Origin of the sequence: Acinetobacter rongchengensis, assembly GCF_003611475.1 — a bacterium.
Lineage (GTDB): Bacteria > Pseudomonadota > Gammaproteobacteria > Pseudomonadales > Moraxellaceae > Acinetobacter > Acinetobacter rongchengensis.
In genome coordinates this window covers 13,214-31,728 of the sequence record NZ_RAXT01000014.1, presented here as the reverse complement: position 1 = coordinate 31,728, position 18,515 = coordinate 13,214, and the positions used below count along the sequence as shown (strand labels likewise).

At 39.4% G+C, this 18,515-nt stretch carries 16 protein-coding genes and 5 tRNA genes; 5 read left to right on the top strand and 16 right to left on the bottom strand.

Features of this window, described 5'->3' with window-relative positions; genetic code table 11:
- Positions 1 to 29 precede the first annotated feature (29 nt).
- From D7V20_RS08920 to tpiA, 12 genes are all read right to left on the bottom strand, one after another.
- A complete protein-coding gene (locus D7V20_RS08920) occupies positions 30 to 611 on the bottom strand; it encodes a LemA family protein (protein WP_407923940.1) in 582 nt (193 codons plus the stop codon).
- A 334-nt stretch (positions 612 to 945) separates the two neighbouring features.
- Positions 946 to 1,353, bottom strand: coding sequence for a ribosome-binding factor A (locus D7V20_RS08915; RefSeq protein ID WP_120383948.1), 408 nt, complete (start codon positions 1,351 to 1,353; stop codon positions 946 to 948).
- A complete protein-coding gene (gene infB / locus D7V20_RS08910; protein WP_120383947.1) occupies positions 1,353 to 4,064 on the bottom strand; it encodes a translation initiation factor IF-2 in 2,712 nt (903 codons plus the stop codon). Before infB ends, D7V20_RS08915 begins: the two co-directional genes overlap by 1 nt.
- A 10-nt stretch (positions 4,065 to 4,074) precedes the next feature.
- On the bottom strand, positions 4,075 to 5,559 hold the full coding sequence (gene nusA / locus D7V20_RS08905; RefSeq protein WP_120383946.1) for a transcription termination factor NusA: 1,485 nt from the start codon (positions 5,557 to 5,559) through the stop codon (positions 4,075 to 4,077).
- Between the two features lie 34 nt (positions 5,560 to 5,593).
- On the bottom strand, positions 5,594 to 6,115 hold the full coding sequence (gene rimP / locus D7V20_RS08900) for a ribosome maturation factor RimP (protein WP_120383945.1): 522 nt from the start codon (positions 6,113 to 6,115) through the stop codon (positions 5,594 to 5,596).
- 203 nt (positions 6,116 to 6,318) lie between these two features.
- Positions 6,319 to 6,395 (bottom strand) — tRNA-Met (locus D7V20_RS08895).
- A gap of 133 nt (positions 6,396 to 6,528) precedes the next feature.
- Positions 6,529 to 6,605, bottom strand: a tRNA-Met gene (locus D7V20_RS08890).
- Between the two features lie 69 nt (positions 6,606 to 6,674).
- Positions 6,675 to 6,751: transfer RNA gene (locus D7V20_RS08885), tRNA-Met, on the bottom strand.
- Positions 6,752 to 6,827: 76 nt separating this feature from the next.
- Positions 6,828 to 6,904, bottom strand: a tRNA-Met gene (locus D7V20_RS08880).
- 41 nt (positions 6,905 to 6,945) lie between these two features.
- Positions 6,946 to 7,030, bottom strand: a tRNA-Leu gene (locus tag D7V20_RS08875).
- 61 nt (positions 7,031 to 7,091) lie between these two features.
- Positions 7,092 to 7,424, bottom strand: a complete 333-nt coding sequence (gene secG, locus D7V20_RS08870; RefSeq protein ID WP_120383944.1) for a preprotein translocase subunit SecG — start codon at positions 7,422 to 7,424, stop codon at positions 7,092 to 7,094.
- A gap of 12 nt (positions 7,425 to 7,436) precedes the next feature.
- On the bottom strand, positions 7,437 to 8,228 hold the full coding sequence (gene tpiA / locus D7V20_RS08865; protein WP_120383943.1) for a triose-phosphate isomerase: 792 nt from the start codon (positions 8,226 to 8,228) through the stop codon (positions 7,437 to 7,439).
- Between the two features lie 276 nt (positions 8,229 to 8,504).
- On the opposite strand from tpiA, the gene pilB reads away from it, so the two are divergent.
- From pilB to coaE, 4 genes are all read left to right on the top strand, one after another.
- Positions 8,505 to 10,217 (top strand): type IV-A pilus assembly ATPase PilB, encoded by a 1,713-nt coding sequence (gene pilB, locus D7V20_RS08860; protein WP_120383942.1) that lies wholly within the window; start codon positions 8,505 to 8,507, stop codon positions 10,215 to 10,217.
- Positions 10,218 to 10,244: 27 nt separating this feature from the next.
- Positions 10,245 to 11,471 carry a type II secretion system F family protein gene (locus tag D7V20_RS08855; RefSeq protein ID WP_120383941.1) on the top strand — a complete coding sequence of 409 codons (1,227 nt, stop codon included), beginning with the start codon at positions 10,245 to 10,247 and terminating at the stop codon, positions 11,469 to 11,471.
- On the top strand, positions 11,471 to 12,331 hold the full coding sequence (locus D7V20_RS08850; RefSeq protein ID WP_120383940.1) for a prepilin peptidase: 861 nt from the start codon (positions 11,471 to 11,473) through the stop codon (positions 12,329 to 12,331). Before D7V20_RS08855 ends, D7V20_RS08850 begins: the two co-directional genes overlap by 1 nt.
- A gap of 67 nt (positions 12,332 to 12,398) precedes the next feature.
- Positions 12,399 to 12,998, top strand: coding sequence for a dephospho-CoA kinase (coaE, locus tag D7V20_RS08845; protein ID WP_120383939.1), 600 nt, complete (start codon positions 12,399 to 12,401; stop codon positions 12,996 to 12,998).
- 19 nt (positions 12,999 to 13,017) lie between these two features.
- Here coaE and D7V20_RS08840 read toward each other — a convergent pair whose 3' ends face one another.
- The 4 genes from D7V20_RS08840 to D7V20_RS08825 all read right to left on the bottom strand — a co-directional run bounded on the left by D7V20_RS08840 (position 13,018) and on the right by D7V20_RS08825 (position 16,669).
- Positions 13,018 to 13,938: a DMT family transporter gene (locus D7V20_RS08840; protein WP_120383938.1), complete on the bottom strand. Its 921-nt coding sequence runs from the start codon at positions 13,936 to 13,938 to the stop codon at positions 13,018 to 13,020.
- A gap of 78 nt (positions 13,939 to 14,016) precedes the next feature.
- Positions 14,017 to 14,769 carry a 23S rRNA (guanosine(2251)-2'-O)-methyltransferase RlmB gene (rlmB, locus tag D7V20_RS08835; RefSeq protein WP_120383937.1) on the bottom strand — a complete coding sequence of 251 codons (753 nt, stop codon included), beginning with the start codon at positions 14,767 to 14,769 and terminating at the stop codon, positions 14,017 to 14,019.
- A gap of 200 nt (positions 14,770 to 14,969) precedes the next feature.
- Entirely contained in the window at positions 14,970 to 15,293 is a 324-nt protein-coding gene (gene ppnP, locus D7V20_RS08830) for a pyrimidine/purine nucleoside phosphorylase (protein WP_010114126.1), read from the bottom strand.
- A 71-nt stretch (positions 15,294 to 15,364) separates the two neighbouring features.
- Positions 15,365 to 16,669 carry a tetratricopeptide repeat protein gene (locus D7V20_RS08825; protein ID WP_120383936.1) on the bottom strand — a complete coding sequence of 435 codons (1,305 nt, stop codon included), beginning with the start codon at positions 16,667 to 16,669 and terminating at the stop codon, positions 15,365 to 15,367.
- A 114-nt stretch (positions 16,670 to 16,783) separates the two neighbouring features.
- On the opposite strand from D7V20_RS08825, the gene recN reads away from it, so the two are divergent.
- Positions 16,784 to 18,439: a DNA repair protein RecN gene (gene recN, locus D7V20_RS08820; RefSeq protein WP_120383935.1), complete on the top strand. Its 1,656-nt coding sequence runs from the start codon at positions 16,784 to 16,786 to the stop codon at positions 18,437 to 18,439.
- The last annotated feature ends 76 nt before the right edge of the window (positions 18,440 to 18,515 follow it).

Here is an 18,515-nt window from a genome sequence, read left to right as displayed (position 1 = left end):
CAGAACGTCATAAATGTGTAAGCAGTTTATTAGTTAAAATTAACTGTTGGTGCTTTTGATGCGCCTGCTTCTGCGCTAAAGTTTGGTTTTGCTTTCATTCCAATCACTTTTGCAGTCATTGCCTGAGGGAACTGACGTACATAAGTATTATAGTCTTGTACAGATTCAACATAACGCGTACGTGCAGTACTAATACGGTTTTCTGTCCCTTCCAACTGCACTTGTAAATCACGGAACTGTTCGTTGGCTTTTAAATCAGGATAGTTTTCGGTCACAGCCAATAAGCGAGACAAGGCTCCTGTCATTTGTGACTGAGCTTCTTGGTATTTTTTAAATAATTCAGGATCATTTAATACTTCTTTATCAACTTTTAAGCCCGCAACATTGGCACGTGCTTCAGTCACTTCAGTCAGTACTTTTTCTTCATGTGTTGCATAACCTTTTACTACATTAACAAGGTTAGGCACTAAGTCAGCGCGACGTTGATATTGGTTTTCAACTTCTGACCATGCTGCAGTCACAGATTCATCTTTGGCTTGCAATGTATTATAGCCACAGCCTGAAAATGCCAAAGTACTCGCTAGTGTAAGTGCTAATAGGCCTTTTTTCATTGAATTGATCATTTATTTATTCCTTCAAAGCTATTTATTTGTATTTGTTGATTTATCAGCATTCTATACAGTTTTATTCAAAGTTTTGTTTAATTTCTGCTATTTCAGTCACAAATTTGAATTTCATATCAGATCATTAGTAAATATATTTTTATAAATCAATATACTAGATTAACATTTAAATATCTGATCAGAATTAATTTAAGCATTATTGGCGATTGATATAACTTTTGTTTGATTACTATTTTGATAAGAAATTAAGCTTGAAGATGAAGAAACAAAATTTTAGCTACAAAAAAGCCACCCTCAGGTGGCTCATTTTTAGATCAAGAAATTATTCTTCATCTTTTTTTGCTTCATCAGTTTCAGGTAAATCCTTGACTGCTTCTGCAATAAGACCAAACATATAATTACCATATGCATTGGTTTTATCGTAATGGAAACGCAAACGTGGCGTTATGCGTGTTTTAATGCGACGACTCAATTCATGGCGTAAGAAACCTGACGCTTTATTCAAAACATCTAGCGTTTCCTTATTTGCCGCTTCACTTTGTTCATCGCCTAGCTCACGCCCCATAACAGTGACATAAACTTCAGCATAACCCAAGTCTGGACTAACCTTTACCGCAGAGATGGTCACTAGACCACCTAAGCGAGGATCTTTCAGCTCTTGGCGAATCAGTTCAGACAACTCACGTTGTACTGTATCCGCCATCCGCTTAAGACGTTGACTACCCGCCATTAAAGACTCCGTTTAATCAGCTGAACATCATAAACTTCGATTTTATCAAGTGCTTTGATGTCTTTGTAGCCTTTCACTGCAAGACCACATTCCATACCTGCACGAACTTCTTCAACCACGTCTTTATAACGACGAAGAGATTCAAGCTCACCTTGGAAGATAACTACATCATCACGAAGTACACGAATTGGTTTATTACGGTGTAATACACCTTCAAGCACCATACAACCTGCAGCTGCACCAAATTTACTTGAATGGAAAACTTCACGTACTTGCGCAACACCCAAAATTGTTTCACGGTGTTCAGGTGCAAGTTTACCGCTCATTGCTGCTTTAACATCATCAATCAATTGATAGATAATGCTGTAGTAACGAATGTCGATACCATCTGCATCCGCTTTTTGACGTGCAGCACTGTCCGCACGCACGTTAAAGCCAAGAAGTACCGCTTCAGAAGATTCAGCAAGTGTCACGTCAGATTCAGTGATTGCACCTACACCCGATCCAATAACACGAACTTTAACTTCATCAGTTGCAAGCTCAGAAAGAGCCACATGTAATGCTTCTAGAGTACCACGTACATCTGTCTTCAATACGACGTTTACGATAGGCACATCTTTCTTGCCCATAGACGCCATAATATTTTCAAGACGCATTGCACTCTGACGCTCAAGACGTTTTTGACGTTCACGATCCATACGCGCATCGGCCACTTCACGTGCTTTTTTCTCATCGTTTACAACAAGAACTTCATCACCTGCCATTGGCGCTTCTGGAAGACCCAAAATTTCCACAGGAATTGAAGGACCAGCCGATTTAATACGCTTACCATTTTCATCCACCATCGCACGAACACGACCATAAGATGCACCAGCAAGGACTAAATCACCCACATTCAAGGTACCGTTTTGAACAAGAATAGAGGTTACCGCACCACGGCTATTATCTACACGTGCTTCAATAACAACACCTTGCGCCGCACCTTCTTCAGATGCTTTCAACTCTAACAATTCAGCTTGAATCAAAATAAGATCAAGAAGTTCGTCAATACCTTGACCAGAGTGTGCTGAAACCATTGCTACTGGTACATCACCGCCCCATTGCTCAGGTACGATTTCTTTGGTTGTTAATTCATTCAATACGCGATCTGGATCAGCAGATTCTTTATCCATCTTGTTGATAGCAACAATGATTGGCGTACCAGCAGCACGCGCATGATCGATTGCCTCAGCAGTTTGTGGCATTACACCATCATCCGCTGCAACAACAAGAACCACGATATCAGTTGCTTTCGCGCCACGAGAACGCATAGCAGTAAACGCTGCGTGTCCAGGTGTGTCTAAGAAAGTAATAATCCCTTTCTCAGTTTCAACATGGTAAGCACCAATATGTTGAGTAATACCACCTGCCTCGCCTTGAGCCACTTTAGCACGACGAATACGATCTAGAAGTGAGGTTTTACCATGGTCAACGTGACCCATGATTGTTACCACTGGGGCACGTGTTGTTTGTGCACCACGTGCTTCTTCTGCCGCTTCAAGTAAGTTATCTTCAGCTTGAGTATCCGATACACGAACTGGGTTATGCCCCATTTCTTCAACAACAAGTGCTGCAATATCTTGCTCAATCGCTTGGTTTTGAGTAACCAACTCACCCATTTTCATGAGTGATTTAATCACTTCACGAACTTTAACCGCCATTTTCGCAGCAAGATCAGCAACAACAATCGTTTCGCCAATTTCAACATCATAAACTTGTTTCTTAACTGGTTTTTCAAAGCCATGCTTATTTGCTTGGCTGGTTTTTAAACCACGCTTATGATGATTTGAGCTAAAGCTTTGCTCTTCTTGGCCACGACGACCACCTTTCTTCACTGGACGTGTATTGGCTGTATTCGTACCACGTTTGATTTCACGGTCTTCTTTAGCAAATGAGTCTTCATAAGCTTGACCAACAAGACCAGCTGCCAATGGAGAGTCATCTACCACGCGAATCGTCGTCGTTGAATCATCAGAAGAATACTTAGACGCCATTTGACGCATTTGCTCAAGTGTACGTTGTTGAGCTTCTTCTGCAGATTTACGACGTGCTGCTTCTTCTGCGGCTTTCAATTGAGCAGCTTGAGCTTCACGCGCTTTCTTTTGCTCAGGTGTTTCAACTGCTTTTACTGTTGCTTTGGTAATTGGCTTATTTGTTGATTTGCGTTTTACCACAACCGCTGCTTTTGGTGTTTCTTTCGCAGCAGTTTGTTGTTTCGCAGCCGCACGCATTTTCTCTAAATTCGCTTTTGCTGAACTTTCAGCTTTTTCACTATCTTTAGATGCAGTTTCTACTACTGGTGCTTTTTGTGTTGCTTTTACTTGAGCATCTGCTTGCGCTTTTGCTAAAGCTTCAGCTTTAATTTGCTCAGGATCAGGCTTAGTAAACGTATGTTTCTTGCGAACTTCTACGTTAATGGTTTTCGCCTTACCCGAAGTACTGGCTACTTTAGCAGTACTGGTTGTTTTACGTTTCAACGTGATTTGTCCTGCATGTCCTGTGTCTTGGCCATGTGATTTTTTCAAATGGTTGACTAGAACACTTTGCTGTTCAGTAGAAATTTTATCTTCTGCCTTTTTTTGCGGCAACCCAGCTTCACGCACCTGATCAAGGAGCTTTGAAACAGGAAGTCCTACGCTGACCGCTAACTCTTGAATTGACTTATCTGTCATGTATTACCTCCTAGTTAAACCATGATTCACGTGCTTTCATAATCAACTGACCTGCTTTTTCAGCACCTAAGCCTTCGATATCTGCAATATCATCAGTTGCTTGGTCAGCCAAGTCATCGACTGTTACCACACCATGAGCTGCTAAAGCCTGTGCAATTTCAGAAGTCATACCTTCCATCGCAACAAGTTCTGGACTCGGGTCTTGAATATCTTCTTGCTCTTTTAATGCATCAGCTAAAGCAGCTTCTTTTGCACGGCTTTGTAGTAATTCAACAATATCTGCATCCAACTCGATTTCATCGAAGGTTTCTGCAGGTACATAAGCAATCTCTTCTAGTGAAGTAAAGCCCATTTCTACTAAAGCCATTGCAAGATCTTCTTCAATATCAAGACGTGTTACAAACATATCCAAATATTGTTGAGCTTCATTTTGTTGACGAGCACGGTACTCATCTTCAAGCATCATATCTAACTTATAACCCGTTAATTCTGACGCTAAACGAACATTTTGACCTTGTGAACCAATTGCACGGGCAAGCTGATCACTGGTAGCGAAGATAATATCTGCAGTATGCGCATCTTCATCAATCACAATACCCGATACATCTGCAGGCTCTAAAGCACTTGCGATATACTGAGCAGGATCATCCGACCATACAACTACATCAATACGCTCACCATTTAACTCTGATTGTACCGCTTGGATACGTGTACCACGCATACCAATACATGCACCCACAGGGTCAATACGATGATCATTGGTTTTTACAGCAATTTTTGCACGAACACCTGGTTGACGCGCAGCTGCTTTAATTTCAATGATTTCTTCAGAAATTTCAGGAATTTCCTTCTTCATTAAAGCAATCAGCATTTCAGGCTTTGCACGTGACAATAATAATTGTGCACCACGACCTTCACGATTTACATTATAAAGGATTGCATTCATACGCTGTTTTGGGCGAAGAATTTCCTTTGGAATCATCTCTTCACGCGCCAAATACGCTTCAGCATTGTCACCTAAGTCGATGATAAAGCCATCTTTGGTTTGTTTTTTCACTTCACCGTAGATTAACTCACCCACTTTAGACTCATAAGCATCTGCAACCAAAGCGCGCTCTGCTTCACGAATCTTTTGAACAATCACTTGTTTTGCAATTTGAGCCGCAATACGACCAAAATCAATTGAAGGTACTTCGAGTTCACGAATATCACCAATTGACCATTTTGCAGGATCAACATCAGAAATCGCATCTTGACATGCAGGCATTTCATGATCTTCATCAGCAACGACTTCCCATTGACGGAACGTACTGTAATCACCTGTTTTGCGATCAATTTCTACTCGTAACTGAGCTTCTTCCGAATTCGTTCCTTCGTAGAATTTCTTTTTAGTCGCCGCAACCAAAGCCTGTTCTAGCGCTTCGAAGATTGCTTCACGACTCACACCTTTCTCATTACTAACCGTTTCAACGACGGTGAGAATTTCACGTGCCATAAGTCACCTATATATTCAGATTTCTATTTCTGGATTAATCCTGAAAGATCAAATTTGCCTTGTCTATATTATTACTATCAATCTCAATTACTTGCTGCTCAATTTCGACTTGGATGAATTCATTCTCTACATCTACAGCAACCAATTTTGCTTGAAACTTACGACGATTCTCAACCGCAGCGATCAAACGGAATGCAACTTGTTGACCGATATAATTCTGTAATTGAGCCAGTTGAAAAAATGGACGATCCCAACCTGGTGATGACACTTCTAAAGCATATTCACCTGAAATTGGATCATGTACATCCAAAATTGCACCAACTTGCTGAGTCACACGCACACAATCCTGCACACCAATACCACGACCCAACTCCACCTCACCGTCTTCATTCATAACAGGTTCAGCATTTTCTGGAACATCTTTATCAATATAGATACGTAATAAAGACTTTTTGCCTTGAGGAATAAATTCAATTCCCCAAAGTTCTACATTACAAGCTTGCACTGCAGGAGTAATTAAATCTTGGAGTGCTTGAGTTTTATTTGATAGCTTCATTTACTCTCGTCATATTTGTGCGATTCAATCGCTCATTGGACTAATTCAAACTTACTATAGTGAAGCATGTCTTTTTGACCAATTGATGTCCACACTACACGATAAGCCAATAAAAAAGGGCGTAATCGCCCCTATTATCGCACAATAAACCATAGGTTCATTATGCAAAAAGACCCACCTATATGTGAGCCCTTTAAGAAACTTGGTAGCGGGAGCTGGATTTGAACCAACGACCTTCGGGTTATGAGCCCGACGAGCTACCAGACTGCTCCATCCCGCATCAACGTTGCAAAATTATACACAAGAATTAAAAAAATTTCAATCAAACTTGATGTGTTGAAAAATGATTTTCTTGCTTGATTAAGTTGCACCTTAATCAAAATAAGTAGCTTTTCTACCTATTTTTTAAAACTTGGTAGCGGGAGCTGGATTTGAACCAACGACCTTCGGGTTATGAGCCCGACGAGCTACCAGACTGCTCCATCCCGCACCGATACTGCATTTTGTATACACATAAATAAAATTTAAATGCTTTAATTAAGTTGCATCTTAATTAAATTGGTAGCGGGAGCTGGATTTGAACCAACGACCTTCGGGTTATGAGCCCGACGAGCTACCAGACTGCTCCATCCCGCACCGGATACTGCAAATTCACACACAAAATAAATTTTTCAATTTAAATGTTTTTAATTAAGTTGCATCTTAATTAAATTGGTAGCGGGAGCTGGATTTGAACCAACGACCTTCGGGTTATGAGCCCGACGAGCTACCAGACTGCTCCATCCCGCATCAATGTTTTTTAGCTATATACCAACAATCTGGTTCATTGTTGGTGCGGAAGGGGGGACTTGAACCCCCACGCCCGAAAGCACTACCACCTCAAGGTAGCGTGTCTACCAATTCCACCACCACCGCAGCTGTGACGCATTCTAGTAGTTTGTGAGCAAAATTGAAAGGTTTAATTTCAAAAAGCTATTTATTTTGGTGCATTTGGCGAAGTTTCGTTCGCATTTGACTGAACTGGTGCCGCTGGTTGAGTTGTTGTCTGTACAGTTTTTAAGCCATAAGCATCCGAAGTTTGCTGTTTTGCAAACACTGCTAAAGTTAAACTCGTTACAAAAAACAAGGCTGTTAAAATTGCAGTTAATCGCGTCAAGAAACTTGCTGATCCTGATGCACCAAACACGGTAGCAGCACCACCGCCACCAAAAGATGCGCCTGCATCAGCACCTTTACCATGCTGTACAAGAATAAGTACAATCATGAGTACAGCCAAGATGATGTGTACAACCAGCACAAAACTATGCATGCTGAACTCCTATTATTCTGTTTTAGCAAATGCTTGAGCAATTTTATAAAATGACTCAGCATTAAGTGATGCACCACCAACAAGTGCACCGTTGATATCTGGACAAGCGGCTAACTCTACTGCATTTTCAGGTTTAACACTACCACCATATAAAATAGCTGTACGTTGACCTTCTGTTGTAATTTGAGTTAAACCTTCTCGAATTTTAGCATGCATTGCTTGGGCATCTTGTGGAGAAGCGGTTTTACCTGTTCCTATTGCCCATATTGGCTCATAAGCGATCACAATATTGTGCCATTGTTCAGGTTTTACAACCGCAGCTAAGTCACAAATTTGTTGCAATACGATCTGTTCAGCTTGCCCTGCTTCGCGTTGCTCCAAGCTTTCACCAACACAATAGATGATATGAAGATGTGCATTCAAAGCATTGCTAATTTTTGCTTTAATTTTTGTAACATCATCACCAAAGATTTCACGGCGCTCTGAATGACCAACCAATACATAGTCAATTTGGCTGTCTTTGAGTAGCTCTGCACTCACCTCACCCGTATATGCACCTGTTCCAGCCATTTGCGACACATCTTGCGCAACGACTTTTACAGCAGGCGATACATTTTGAAGGGATTGCTTTACTGACAATAAAGCAATAGAAATCGGTGCAACACCAATATGACATTGTTGTTCTGTAATAGGTGCATCTTGTAAAAGCTGTTTTAAATCTTGTATAAGTTGCTGTGCATCAGCCTGCATTGGGTTCATTTTCCAATTGCCGACAACCCAAGGAATAATGTTCGAACCCGACATACATCTAACCTTTTATCGAAAATGTGCACATTCTACACGGAATTTTCAATTTTAAAGCATTTTTTCTTTATCAATTTAAGCATCTCATTTAAAGTCATCGTGTAGAAAATTATAGGAAATATAAATCATTTCATGGATAATGATTAAAATTCTAATTGGCTCAAGTTATCATACAAATATCTTTGTAGAATAATGCGTTTAATTCTAGATATTTTTACTGATAATCGTATAATTTTCGTATTCAAATTATAAAATGAAATTTAAGGTGTTTTGGGGATGTCTATACAGAATGGTTCACTTAGGTTTTCAGGATATATTCGCCGCATAGTGGATGAAGGCTTCTTATCTGCACAGCAAATGAAAGATGCACTGGAAAGTGCTCAAAAAATTAAAATGAGTACTGTTGAGTACCTGATTGAAAAATCAAACCTTAAACCCTTACTCATTGCAGAAATGATCTCCTCTGAGTTTGGAGAGCCTATTCTTGATCTGGACAGTTTTAATCCAGATATGTTTCCCAAAGAGGTTGCAGATAGCAGCTTATTTGCTAAACATCATCTTGTACCACTTGTCCAACGTGGCAATATTCTGTATGTCGCAACCAGTGACCCGACCAATATAGAAGCACTTGACGCCATCCGCTTTAACTGTGGTTTGAGTATTGAACCGATTATTGTGGAATACGATAAATTAGAAAAAGTTTTAAATAAACATTTTACAGTAGAAGAAAGTTTTAACTTTGGCGATGAAGATTTCGATGTTGACATCATTGCAACCAGTGATCAAGAACCCTCAGAAGATGACGAAGAAACATCTGAAGATGAAGCACCAATTGTTAAATACATCAACAAATTATTGATCGATGCAATTCGTATGGGTGCATCAGATTTACATTTCGAACCCTATGAAAAATCATATCGTGTGCGCTACCGTGTAGATGGTGTACTTAGAACAATTACTAACCCACCCTTACAGCTTGCAAATCGTCTCGCTTCCCGTTTAAAAGTCATGTCTAGAATGGACATTTCTGAAAAACGTGTTCCACAAGATGGTCGTATCAAACTAAAACTCTCAAAAACTAAGGCAATCGACTTCCGTGTCAATTCATTACCAACCTTATTTGGTGAAAAATTAGTATTACGTATTCTAGATCCATCAAGTGCCATGTTAGGTATCGATGCTTTAGGATATGAAGAAGCTCAGAAAGCCTTATTTATGGAAGCCTTGGAAAAACCGCAAGGAATGTTATTGATTACAGGCCCTACAGGTTCTGGTAAAACAGTTTCTTTGTATACTGGTTTAAATATCCTCAATACAGAAACATCCAATATTTCAACAGCCGAAGATCCTGTCGAAATTAACTTAGAAGGCATTAATCAGGTCAACGTCAATCAAAAGGTTGGTCTAACCTTTTCTGCTGCATTGAAATCTTTTCTACGTCAAGATCCAGACATTATTATGGTCGGGGAAATTCGAGATTTAGAAACGGCTGAAATTGCAATTAAGGCAGCACAAACGGGTCATATGGTCATGTCAACATTACATACCAACAGTGCACCAGAAACCCTCACCCGTTTACGTAATATGGGCGTACCTTCATTCAATATTGCGACATCTGTAAACCTAGTCATTGCGCAACGACTTGCAAGACGTTTATGTAACCATTGTAAAGCACCCGTTGAAATACCAAAACAAAGTCTGTTAGAACTAGGCTTTACTGAACAAGATTTAAGCAATCCTGATTTACAAATTTTTCAACCTGTTGGTTGCTCAGAATGTCGTGAAGGCTATAAAGGTCGCGTAGGGATTTATGAGGTAATGAAAGTAACACCTGAGATTTCAAAGATTATTATGGAAGATGGCAATGCCTTACAAATAGCGGCTGCTTCTGAAAAATTGGGGTTTGATAATCTCAGACGCTCAGGCTTAGTAAAGGTCATGAATGGACTAACTTCTTTACAAGAAATTAACCGCGTGACAAGTGAATAAATATAATCAATATTCAAGGAAAATCTTATGGCAGCGAAAAAAGCTCAAATGATGCCTACATTTGCTTATGACGGGGTAGATCGTAAAGGGGTCAAAATCAAAGGTGAACTTCCTGCTCGAAATATGGCACTTGCAAAAGTGACTTTGAGAAAGCAAGGAATTACCATTAAAACCATTCGAGAAAAAAAGAAAAATATTTTCGAAGGTTTAATGAAAAAAGGCATTTCAACACTTGATATCACCATCTTTACGCGTCAGCTAGCCACCATGATGAAAGCTGGCGTACCTTTGGTACAAAGCTTTGAAATTGTTGCGGAAGGTTTAGAGAACCCTTCTATGCGAGAAGTGGTACTCGGGATTAAAGGTGAAGTTGAAGGCGGAAATACTTTTGCTGGTGCGTTAAGAAAATATCCACGTTATTTCGATAATTTGTTTTGTTCTTTGGTTGAATCAGGTGAACAATCGGGCGCTTTAGAAACCATGTTGGATCGTGTTGCAATCTATAAAGAAAAAAGCGAATTACTAAAACAAAAAATTAAAAAAGCCATGAAATATCCAATTGCAGTTATTGTGGTTGCAATCATTGTGACCATTATTCTGATGGTCAAAGTTGTGCCTGTATTCCAAGATTTATTTAGTTCTTTTGGTGCCGAACTCCCTATATTTACCCAAATGGTAGTGAATATGTCAAATTGGATGCAAAGCTATTGGTTTATCTTAATTTTAGTAATCGCTATTTTAATCACAGCATTTTTAGAAGCTCAAAAACGCAGTAAAAAGTTTCGAGATTTTCTTGACAGAACTGCATTAAAACTGCCTATTTTCGGGGATTTGGTCTATAAAGCGATTATTGCTCGCTATAGTCGTACACTCGCAACCACCTTTGCGGCGGGTGTGCCCTTGATTGAAGCATTAGAATCGACAGCTGGCGCAACCAACAACGTGGTTTATGAACAAGCCGTGATGAAAATTCGTGACGATGTTGCAACAGGTCAACAATTAAATTTCGCCATGCGCGTCACCAATCGATTCCCGTCAATGGCGATACAGATGGTTGCGATTGGCGAAGAGTCAGGTGCGTTGGATGCCATGCTCGATAAAGTAGCAACGCATTTTGAAAACGAGGTAGATAATGCTGTTGATGGTTTAACCTCTATGATGGAGCCCTTGATTATGGCGATATTGGGTGTGCTAGTCGGCGGTCTTGTGATTGCGATGTATCTTCCAATTTTCCAAATGGGTTCAGTTATCTAATGCAAGAGCTAATCACCTTCCTTATCCAATCCCCAACAGCACTCTATCTAACTGTTGGGATTTTAAGCCTGTGTATTGGTAGTTTTTTAAATGTTGTTATTTTTAGAACACCAAAAATGATGGAACAAGAATGGCAACAAGAATGCCAAATGTTACTGCATCCTGAACAAGCGATTATTGATGAATCAAAGCTCAGCTTAAGCCAACCTGCTTCAACCTGCCCTAAATGTAAAACCCCAATTCGCTGGTATCAAAATATCCCTGTTATCAGTTGGTTGGTTTTAAGAGGAAAATGTGGTTCTTGTCAAAACCCGATTAGTTTCCGCTATCCATTCATTGAAATACTAACTGCGGTTTGTTCTTTAACCGTTGTAGCTGTGTATGGACCAACCTTACAAATGGTTTTTGGTGTCTTGCTGACATGGGTCCTTATTACCTTAACTTTTATCGATTTTGATACACAATTATTACCCGACCGTTTCACATTAACTTTGGCGGGAATCGGTTTAGCTGTGAATGCTTTTCAAATCTATACCTCCCCTGCCTCCGCGATTTGGGGCTATATCATCGGTTTCTTGTGCTTATGGGTGGTTTACTATTTATTTAAAATAGTCACAGGTAAAGAAGGGATGGGCTATGGTGACTTTAAACTCCTCGCTGCGTTAGGTGCGTGGATGGGGCCATTAATGTTGCCGTTAATTATTTTACTGTCATCATTGGTAGGCTCTATTATTGGGATTATTTTGCTCAAAACACGTAAAGAGAATCAACCCTTTGCATTTGGGCCTTATATTGCAATTGCAGGTTGGATTGCATTTTTATGGGGTGAGCAAATCATGAAAGTGTATTTAGGTCAATAGCTTAGATTCTTAGGTCGATAGTTTAACAGTCTAAATACTCACCAAATCGTGTTTTAAAGGATCTCGTATGACATTTATCTTGGGTTTAACAGGTGGAATTGGGAGCGGAAAGTCTGCTGCAAGCCAATGGTTTGAAACACAAGGCATTCAAGTGATCGATGCGGATATCGTTGCACGAGAAATTGTCGAAAAAGGCCAACCTGCTTTAACACAAATTAAAGATACTTTTGGCGATTGGGTTTTACTTGAAAATGGTCAACTCAATCGTCGTGCATTACGTGATCATATTTTTAAAGTACCTGATGCTCGCCACCAGCTCGAACAAATCACCCACCCTGCTATTCGTAGCGCTATTATTCAACAATTAGCAGATGCAACGAGCTCCTATGTGATTTTGGTTTCTCCCCTGTTATTTGAAACCAATCAGCATCAATTAACTGACCACACTTTATTGATTGATGCCAGTGAAGAGTTACAAATCTTACGTGCATCGCAACGTGATGGCCAAACGATTGATCAAATTGAAAAAATCATTGCCGCTCAAATGCCTCGTGCAGAAAAGCAAAAAATAGCCAATGATATCGTGCTCAATGATGGTCATATTGAGCATTTATATGCCAAATTAGAAGCACTACACCAACAATATCTCATACGTTCAAAGCAATAATTTCTTGGTTAAGCTTATTTTATTGTCGCTGTTTTTGTTGATCTAAGCCTTGTTGTAAACTGTCTTGATGCATAAACCATCGCCAAGGTTGCAATGCCCCAATTCCCATACCAATCAAACCACAAAGAATCGCACCACTTAATGGTTCATTGAGTAAAGGGACAGCAATAATTGCGGCGATAAAAGGCGCTAATGTAACAATACTTCCCGTTTTAAATGCACCTAAACGCTTAATTGCTTCAACATAAGCCAAGGTTGCAATAATGACCACAAAAATGCCATGAAATAATGTTTGCATAATCAAATGTGGCATCGTAACTTGATCAAGCTGTTTAGGTAAAAACACCAAATAAAAAGGTACATAAACAACTGCTGACCAAATTGCCACACCTGCCATAGAGTGCCAAGCTGATAACTTCCATTGACGAAGTAAAACAGTAAAGATCCCCCACCAAATCGCACTGATAAAAAACAGTAAATCACCAAAACCAAATGCAACCCCAGTTTCTTGATACATCAAAAAACTCATCCCTGAAATTGCAACCAACATAATCACTAAGCTGAGCCATGTATGTTGATCAAAGGGCTGTTTGAATAAAAGAAAGCCTGCAAGAGCTGTACATAAAGGAATGCAGCCATTTAAAAAAATTGCTGCATGTGCTGCTGGAACATAAAGAAAGGCGCTATAACAGGTTAAACAATAAATAACCCCACCGATCATGGCTAAAATGAACGGCTGTTTTTTAAATAGAAAAGCAGTATCTTTTTTGTAAATTAAAATCGGCATGAGGATACAGAATGCCAATGTAAAACGTAGCGCTGCTATATCCCAAGCACTGATATGCCAAAGTACATTCAGACGTGATGTAATGGTAAACCCACCCCAAATACACATCGTGATCACGACATATATATAGCCTTGGGTGCGGGTGTTCATCATGATCATTCTCAAATCAAAAAAGAGTATAAATGGGAAATCAATTACCCATTTATCGACAATAAAATACGGATCATAAAATTAATTTGATTGGCGCTGGCGGCAGGCCTCATACAACGCCATACCTGTTGCAACACTGACGTTTAAGCTTTGCAAATTACCTGACATTGGAATAAATACCGTTTGATCACACTGCGATTGGGTAATTGGTCGAAGCCCTGTATCTTCTGCGCCCATGACCACACAGATCGGGGTTCCTGTAAAATCAAACTGTTGAATAGGTAATGCCTTTTCATCCAACATCGTTCCAACCACACGTACATTATAATTTTCTTTAATATGACCTAAAGTTCTCGCTAAATTTGTCACTTGAATAAATTTAACTTTTTCAGCACCACCTGCAGCAACTTTACGGGCTGTAGGTGTTAGTGTTGCAGAACGGTCACGTGGCACAATCACCGCTTCAATACCCATTGCTGCCGCAGTACGAATACATGCACCTAAATTATGTGGATCGGTAATATGATCCAAAGCCAACAATAAAGGATGCTCTGTTGACTCTAAAATTTGATCTAAATCTTTTTCATTTAATGTCGGAAGAGCTCTCACAGCAGCAACGACACCCTGATGAAAAGGTTGACCTGCCAATTTTTCCAAACTGTCACGACTGGCTTTTTGTATGCTAATACCGAAAGGCTCAGCTAACTGTAGAATACGCTGTAAGCGTTGATCATCACGACCTTTTAAGGTAAATAAAGTTAAAACTCGTTCTGGTTCCAACTCCAATAATGACTCCACAGAATGAACGCCATAATAATATTCGGGCTTCGCCATGAACGACCTCTATTCGTAATACAAGGGTAGAAATGAAAAATCCTGCAAAGCCAACTTTACAGGATTCTATTTGATGCTTTAGTTTAACCGATTTGCACTAAAATTTGTTTGTCTTATTACTAAACACATGAATTTCAAAACACGTTAATTTCAAAGTCTGTTGTTTCGCAATAAAGATAACCATATTTTAAATCAAACCATTAACCTTCCAAATGACAGACATAATCCAATACATCATCTGTTTCGATTTTAAAACGACTATTGCCTGGCACATAAAATGATTGGCCCGCACGGAACAACTCACTTTCTTCACTGTCAGCAATTTTCACACGACATTCACCTGAAATAATTTCCATACGTTCAGGCACATGCGTTTCAAACGTCAAAGCTTCTTCAGTTGGAAGAATAACCCCTAAAGTCTTTTTAGTTCCATCTTCAAATTGCACTGTATGACTAATGCACAAGCCACCAAAATATACATTTGATTTTTTTACCACTGATACATGATCGTACTGAGTTGACATGCGTATTCTCCAGATAATGCGCATTTATATAAATTATGATCAAGCTAGTTTAATGTTGCGATTCAAACTAATCAATCTATGTTTTCAACTGGATGTACTTCTACTTTCCAATTCTGTTTTTCAATCTGTTTGGCATAAAATCTTGGCATATCTAACTCTAATTTACCAGCGGATGCTTGTGCCAAATAACGACAAATCTGCTGTTTTTCTTGATTATAAATCGCCCAGTAAATCTGCTTATCCTGAAGATCATGGATAACTATTTTAGATGAACCCTCATTCATTCCAACATGAAACTGCGCTTGAGTTTCATAGTCGTTATACTGATGAGCCTTTGGAAAATCCACACTGTTTTCATCAAAATGATAACGATCGTGATTCAGTACACTCTGCTTTACGATTGGCCAAATACAAAACCGCAGAAAATGTTGGTCTGCAACACGATTATTTAAATAATTTCCAGTATCCAAGAATTCTAGAATTTTTGTTTCCAAATCACTCACAACACCCTGACAACCACCCCACATACCCGCTAGAATCAGTTCTGTATGCGAATAATAGTCATGCATAATATGGAACCACCGATCACTCTTTAGCCATTCATTGACAGCCGCTTGCTCACGATAAGATACCAATGAATCTGCATCACGAATTAAAAATCGTTTTACAGTTGGATCATCCATCACCAAGAAACGCCAAAATAGCCCTGAAATTTGACGTTGTTGCTCATTGACCACAATGACTTGTGCGCCTTTTGCAAGCAAGCGCTGTACAACATCCTGAGGAACACTATGGTCTATATAAAAACGACAAATCCAATCAGGGTAAATTTCTTTAGCTAAGCCCACATTGATTACAGAGGTTTCACAATAACGCGGATTTGAACCAAATAAGGAAAAGGCAATAATATTTTCAGATGGATTTTCAGGATTAAATGGCAGTGGTGACTCAGCAAACAGTGCTATAGCCGCTTGATCTTTGACTTGTTTTTTCTTACTGTCTATAGCCAATCGGCCATATTGAGTTAACTCTTGTAGTTTGTTTAAAAAATAACAGACCTCAGCTAAGCCATCATAAATATTGGTGTCTATGGTATTTGGACTCAGTTTTATGGCTTGTTGATAATGTATATATGCATCTTCATAACGCTTTAAACGTAATTCAGTAAAAGCTAAATCCATCATAATAACCACATGATGTGGCATCAGTTTTGCCACCTCAGAAACAGCTTTATAGGCTTCTAAATAGTTTCCTTGTGCCGTTGAACGTTTAAACTCTGCTGACAATTGATCCAGCTTTTGTTTTAACTGGGTTATATTCGTTTTATTGATGCGCTGTTTAATCGGCGCCTTGGGTAAAGGGAGTTTCATTTTCATATTAAAATTATTTAGAATACTTAGAATTGCTTTATATTAGAATATTTTCTGACTTGTGACAAAAACAAAACTTCACTATCTTAGAACCTCATCGTTCGCAGCTTGGATGCGTTTATGCTGACACACTTAAATTTAATGAATTTTGCCTTGGCTGATAATCTTGCTATCGATATAGAGCAGGGTTTTAATGTCCTTACTGGGGAAACAGGCGCTGGTAAATCATTACTCTTAGATGCTTTATCGGCATGCTTAGGCGAACGGACAGATACCAATTATGTTCGCTATAATGCAGAAAAGGCAGATGTGACTGCTGTTTTCAGCTATCAGGCCAATAGTCCTGAAGCAGAATGGTTAAAAACCCATGAGTTGGATGATGAATCAGGTGAGATCCATCTACGACGCGTTATTTTTGCCACAGGTCGTAGTAAGGCTTGGATCAATGGCCGACCAAGCAGTCTGGCTGAATTAAAAGAAATTGGACGTTTACTGGTTCAACTCTATAGCCAACATAGCCAACAACAATTACTCGAACCACCCTACCCAAAGCACTGGCTAGATCGTTATAGTAATTTCCATCAACCTGCGCAAGAAGTGCGTGAAAGCTTTAATGCTTGGCAAAAAAATATTCGAACGCATCAAGCCGCTATTGATGCCCAAGCCAATCGTTTACAACGTATTGCTACTTTAGAGTTACAACTTGAAGAACTCGAAGATGTGATTCGCATTGATTATAAAGAAATTGAACAAGAATTTGACCGTCTAAGCCATCATGAACATATTATGCAAGACTGCGGATATAGTCTAAATGTCCTAGATGAGTCAGAACAAAACATCAGCCAAGAAATATCTTCAATCATTCGTCGCTTAGAATCGCATGCAGGACGGAGTGAACAACTGACTGAAATATACAATTCTCTGGTTAATGCACAAAGTGAAATTGAAGATGCTGCCGCAAATTTACGTCAATTTATTGATCGTCAAAGTTTTGACCCTGAACGTATGGATGAATTGAATACTCAATTAGAAATTTTTCATCGTTTAGCACGTAAATATCGTATCCAACCCGATGAACTCAAACAACAGTTTGAAACTTGGCAAGCTGAATTGGCTCAACTCCATCAATTGCAAGATCCTGAAACTTTAGCCGAACAAGTTGAGCTTTCACACCAAACCTTTTTAGAAAAAGCACAATATCTCGATCAAATTCGTCGTGAAGCAGCACTGCCATTAGCCAAACACCTCACCGAGCAAGTCAAACAACTTGCACTTCCAGAAGCACATTTTGAATTTAAATTTGAGCCTCTAGAACAAGTCTCTGGTGAGGGACTCAGCTTTATTCAACTGCTCTTCACAGCAAATAAAGGGATTCCAGCGCAACCCTTAGCTCGTGTCGCTTCAGGTGGTGAATTATCTCGAATAGCCTTAGTCATGCAGGTCATGAATGCAGAGAAAACCGAAGCCGAGGTTTTAGTCTTTGATGAAATCGATGTCGGAATCAGTGGTGGTACAGCGGAAATCGTGGGTCGTTTATTGGCAGGTTTAGGACAGCATGTTCAGATTCTGTGTATTACTCATCAAGCTCAAGTTGCAGCACAGTCTGATCAACATCTATTAGTGAAGAAACAACAAACCGATCCTGCCAGTAGTACCATTATCGAATTAGAAGAAGATGCACGCATTCAAGAACTCGCCAGAATGACCGGCGGTGTTGAAATTAGTGAGACCACGTTGCAACATGCAAAACAACTTCGCCAATTAAAATTTCAGTAAATAATTTAAATTTGACGATATTCACCTTAAAAATTATTTGGTGAATATCGATTTGTCTAGTATGTTGAAATTTGAA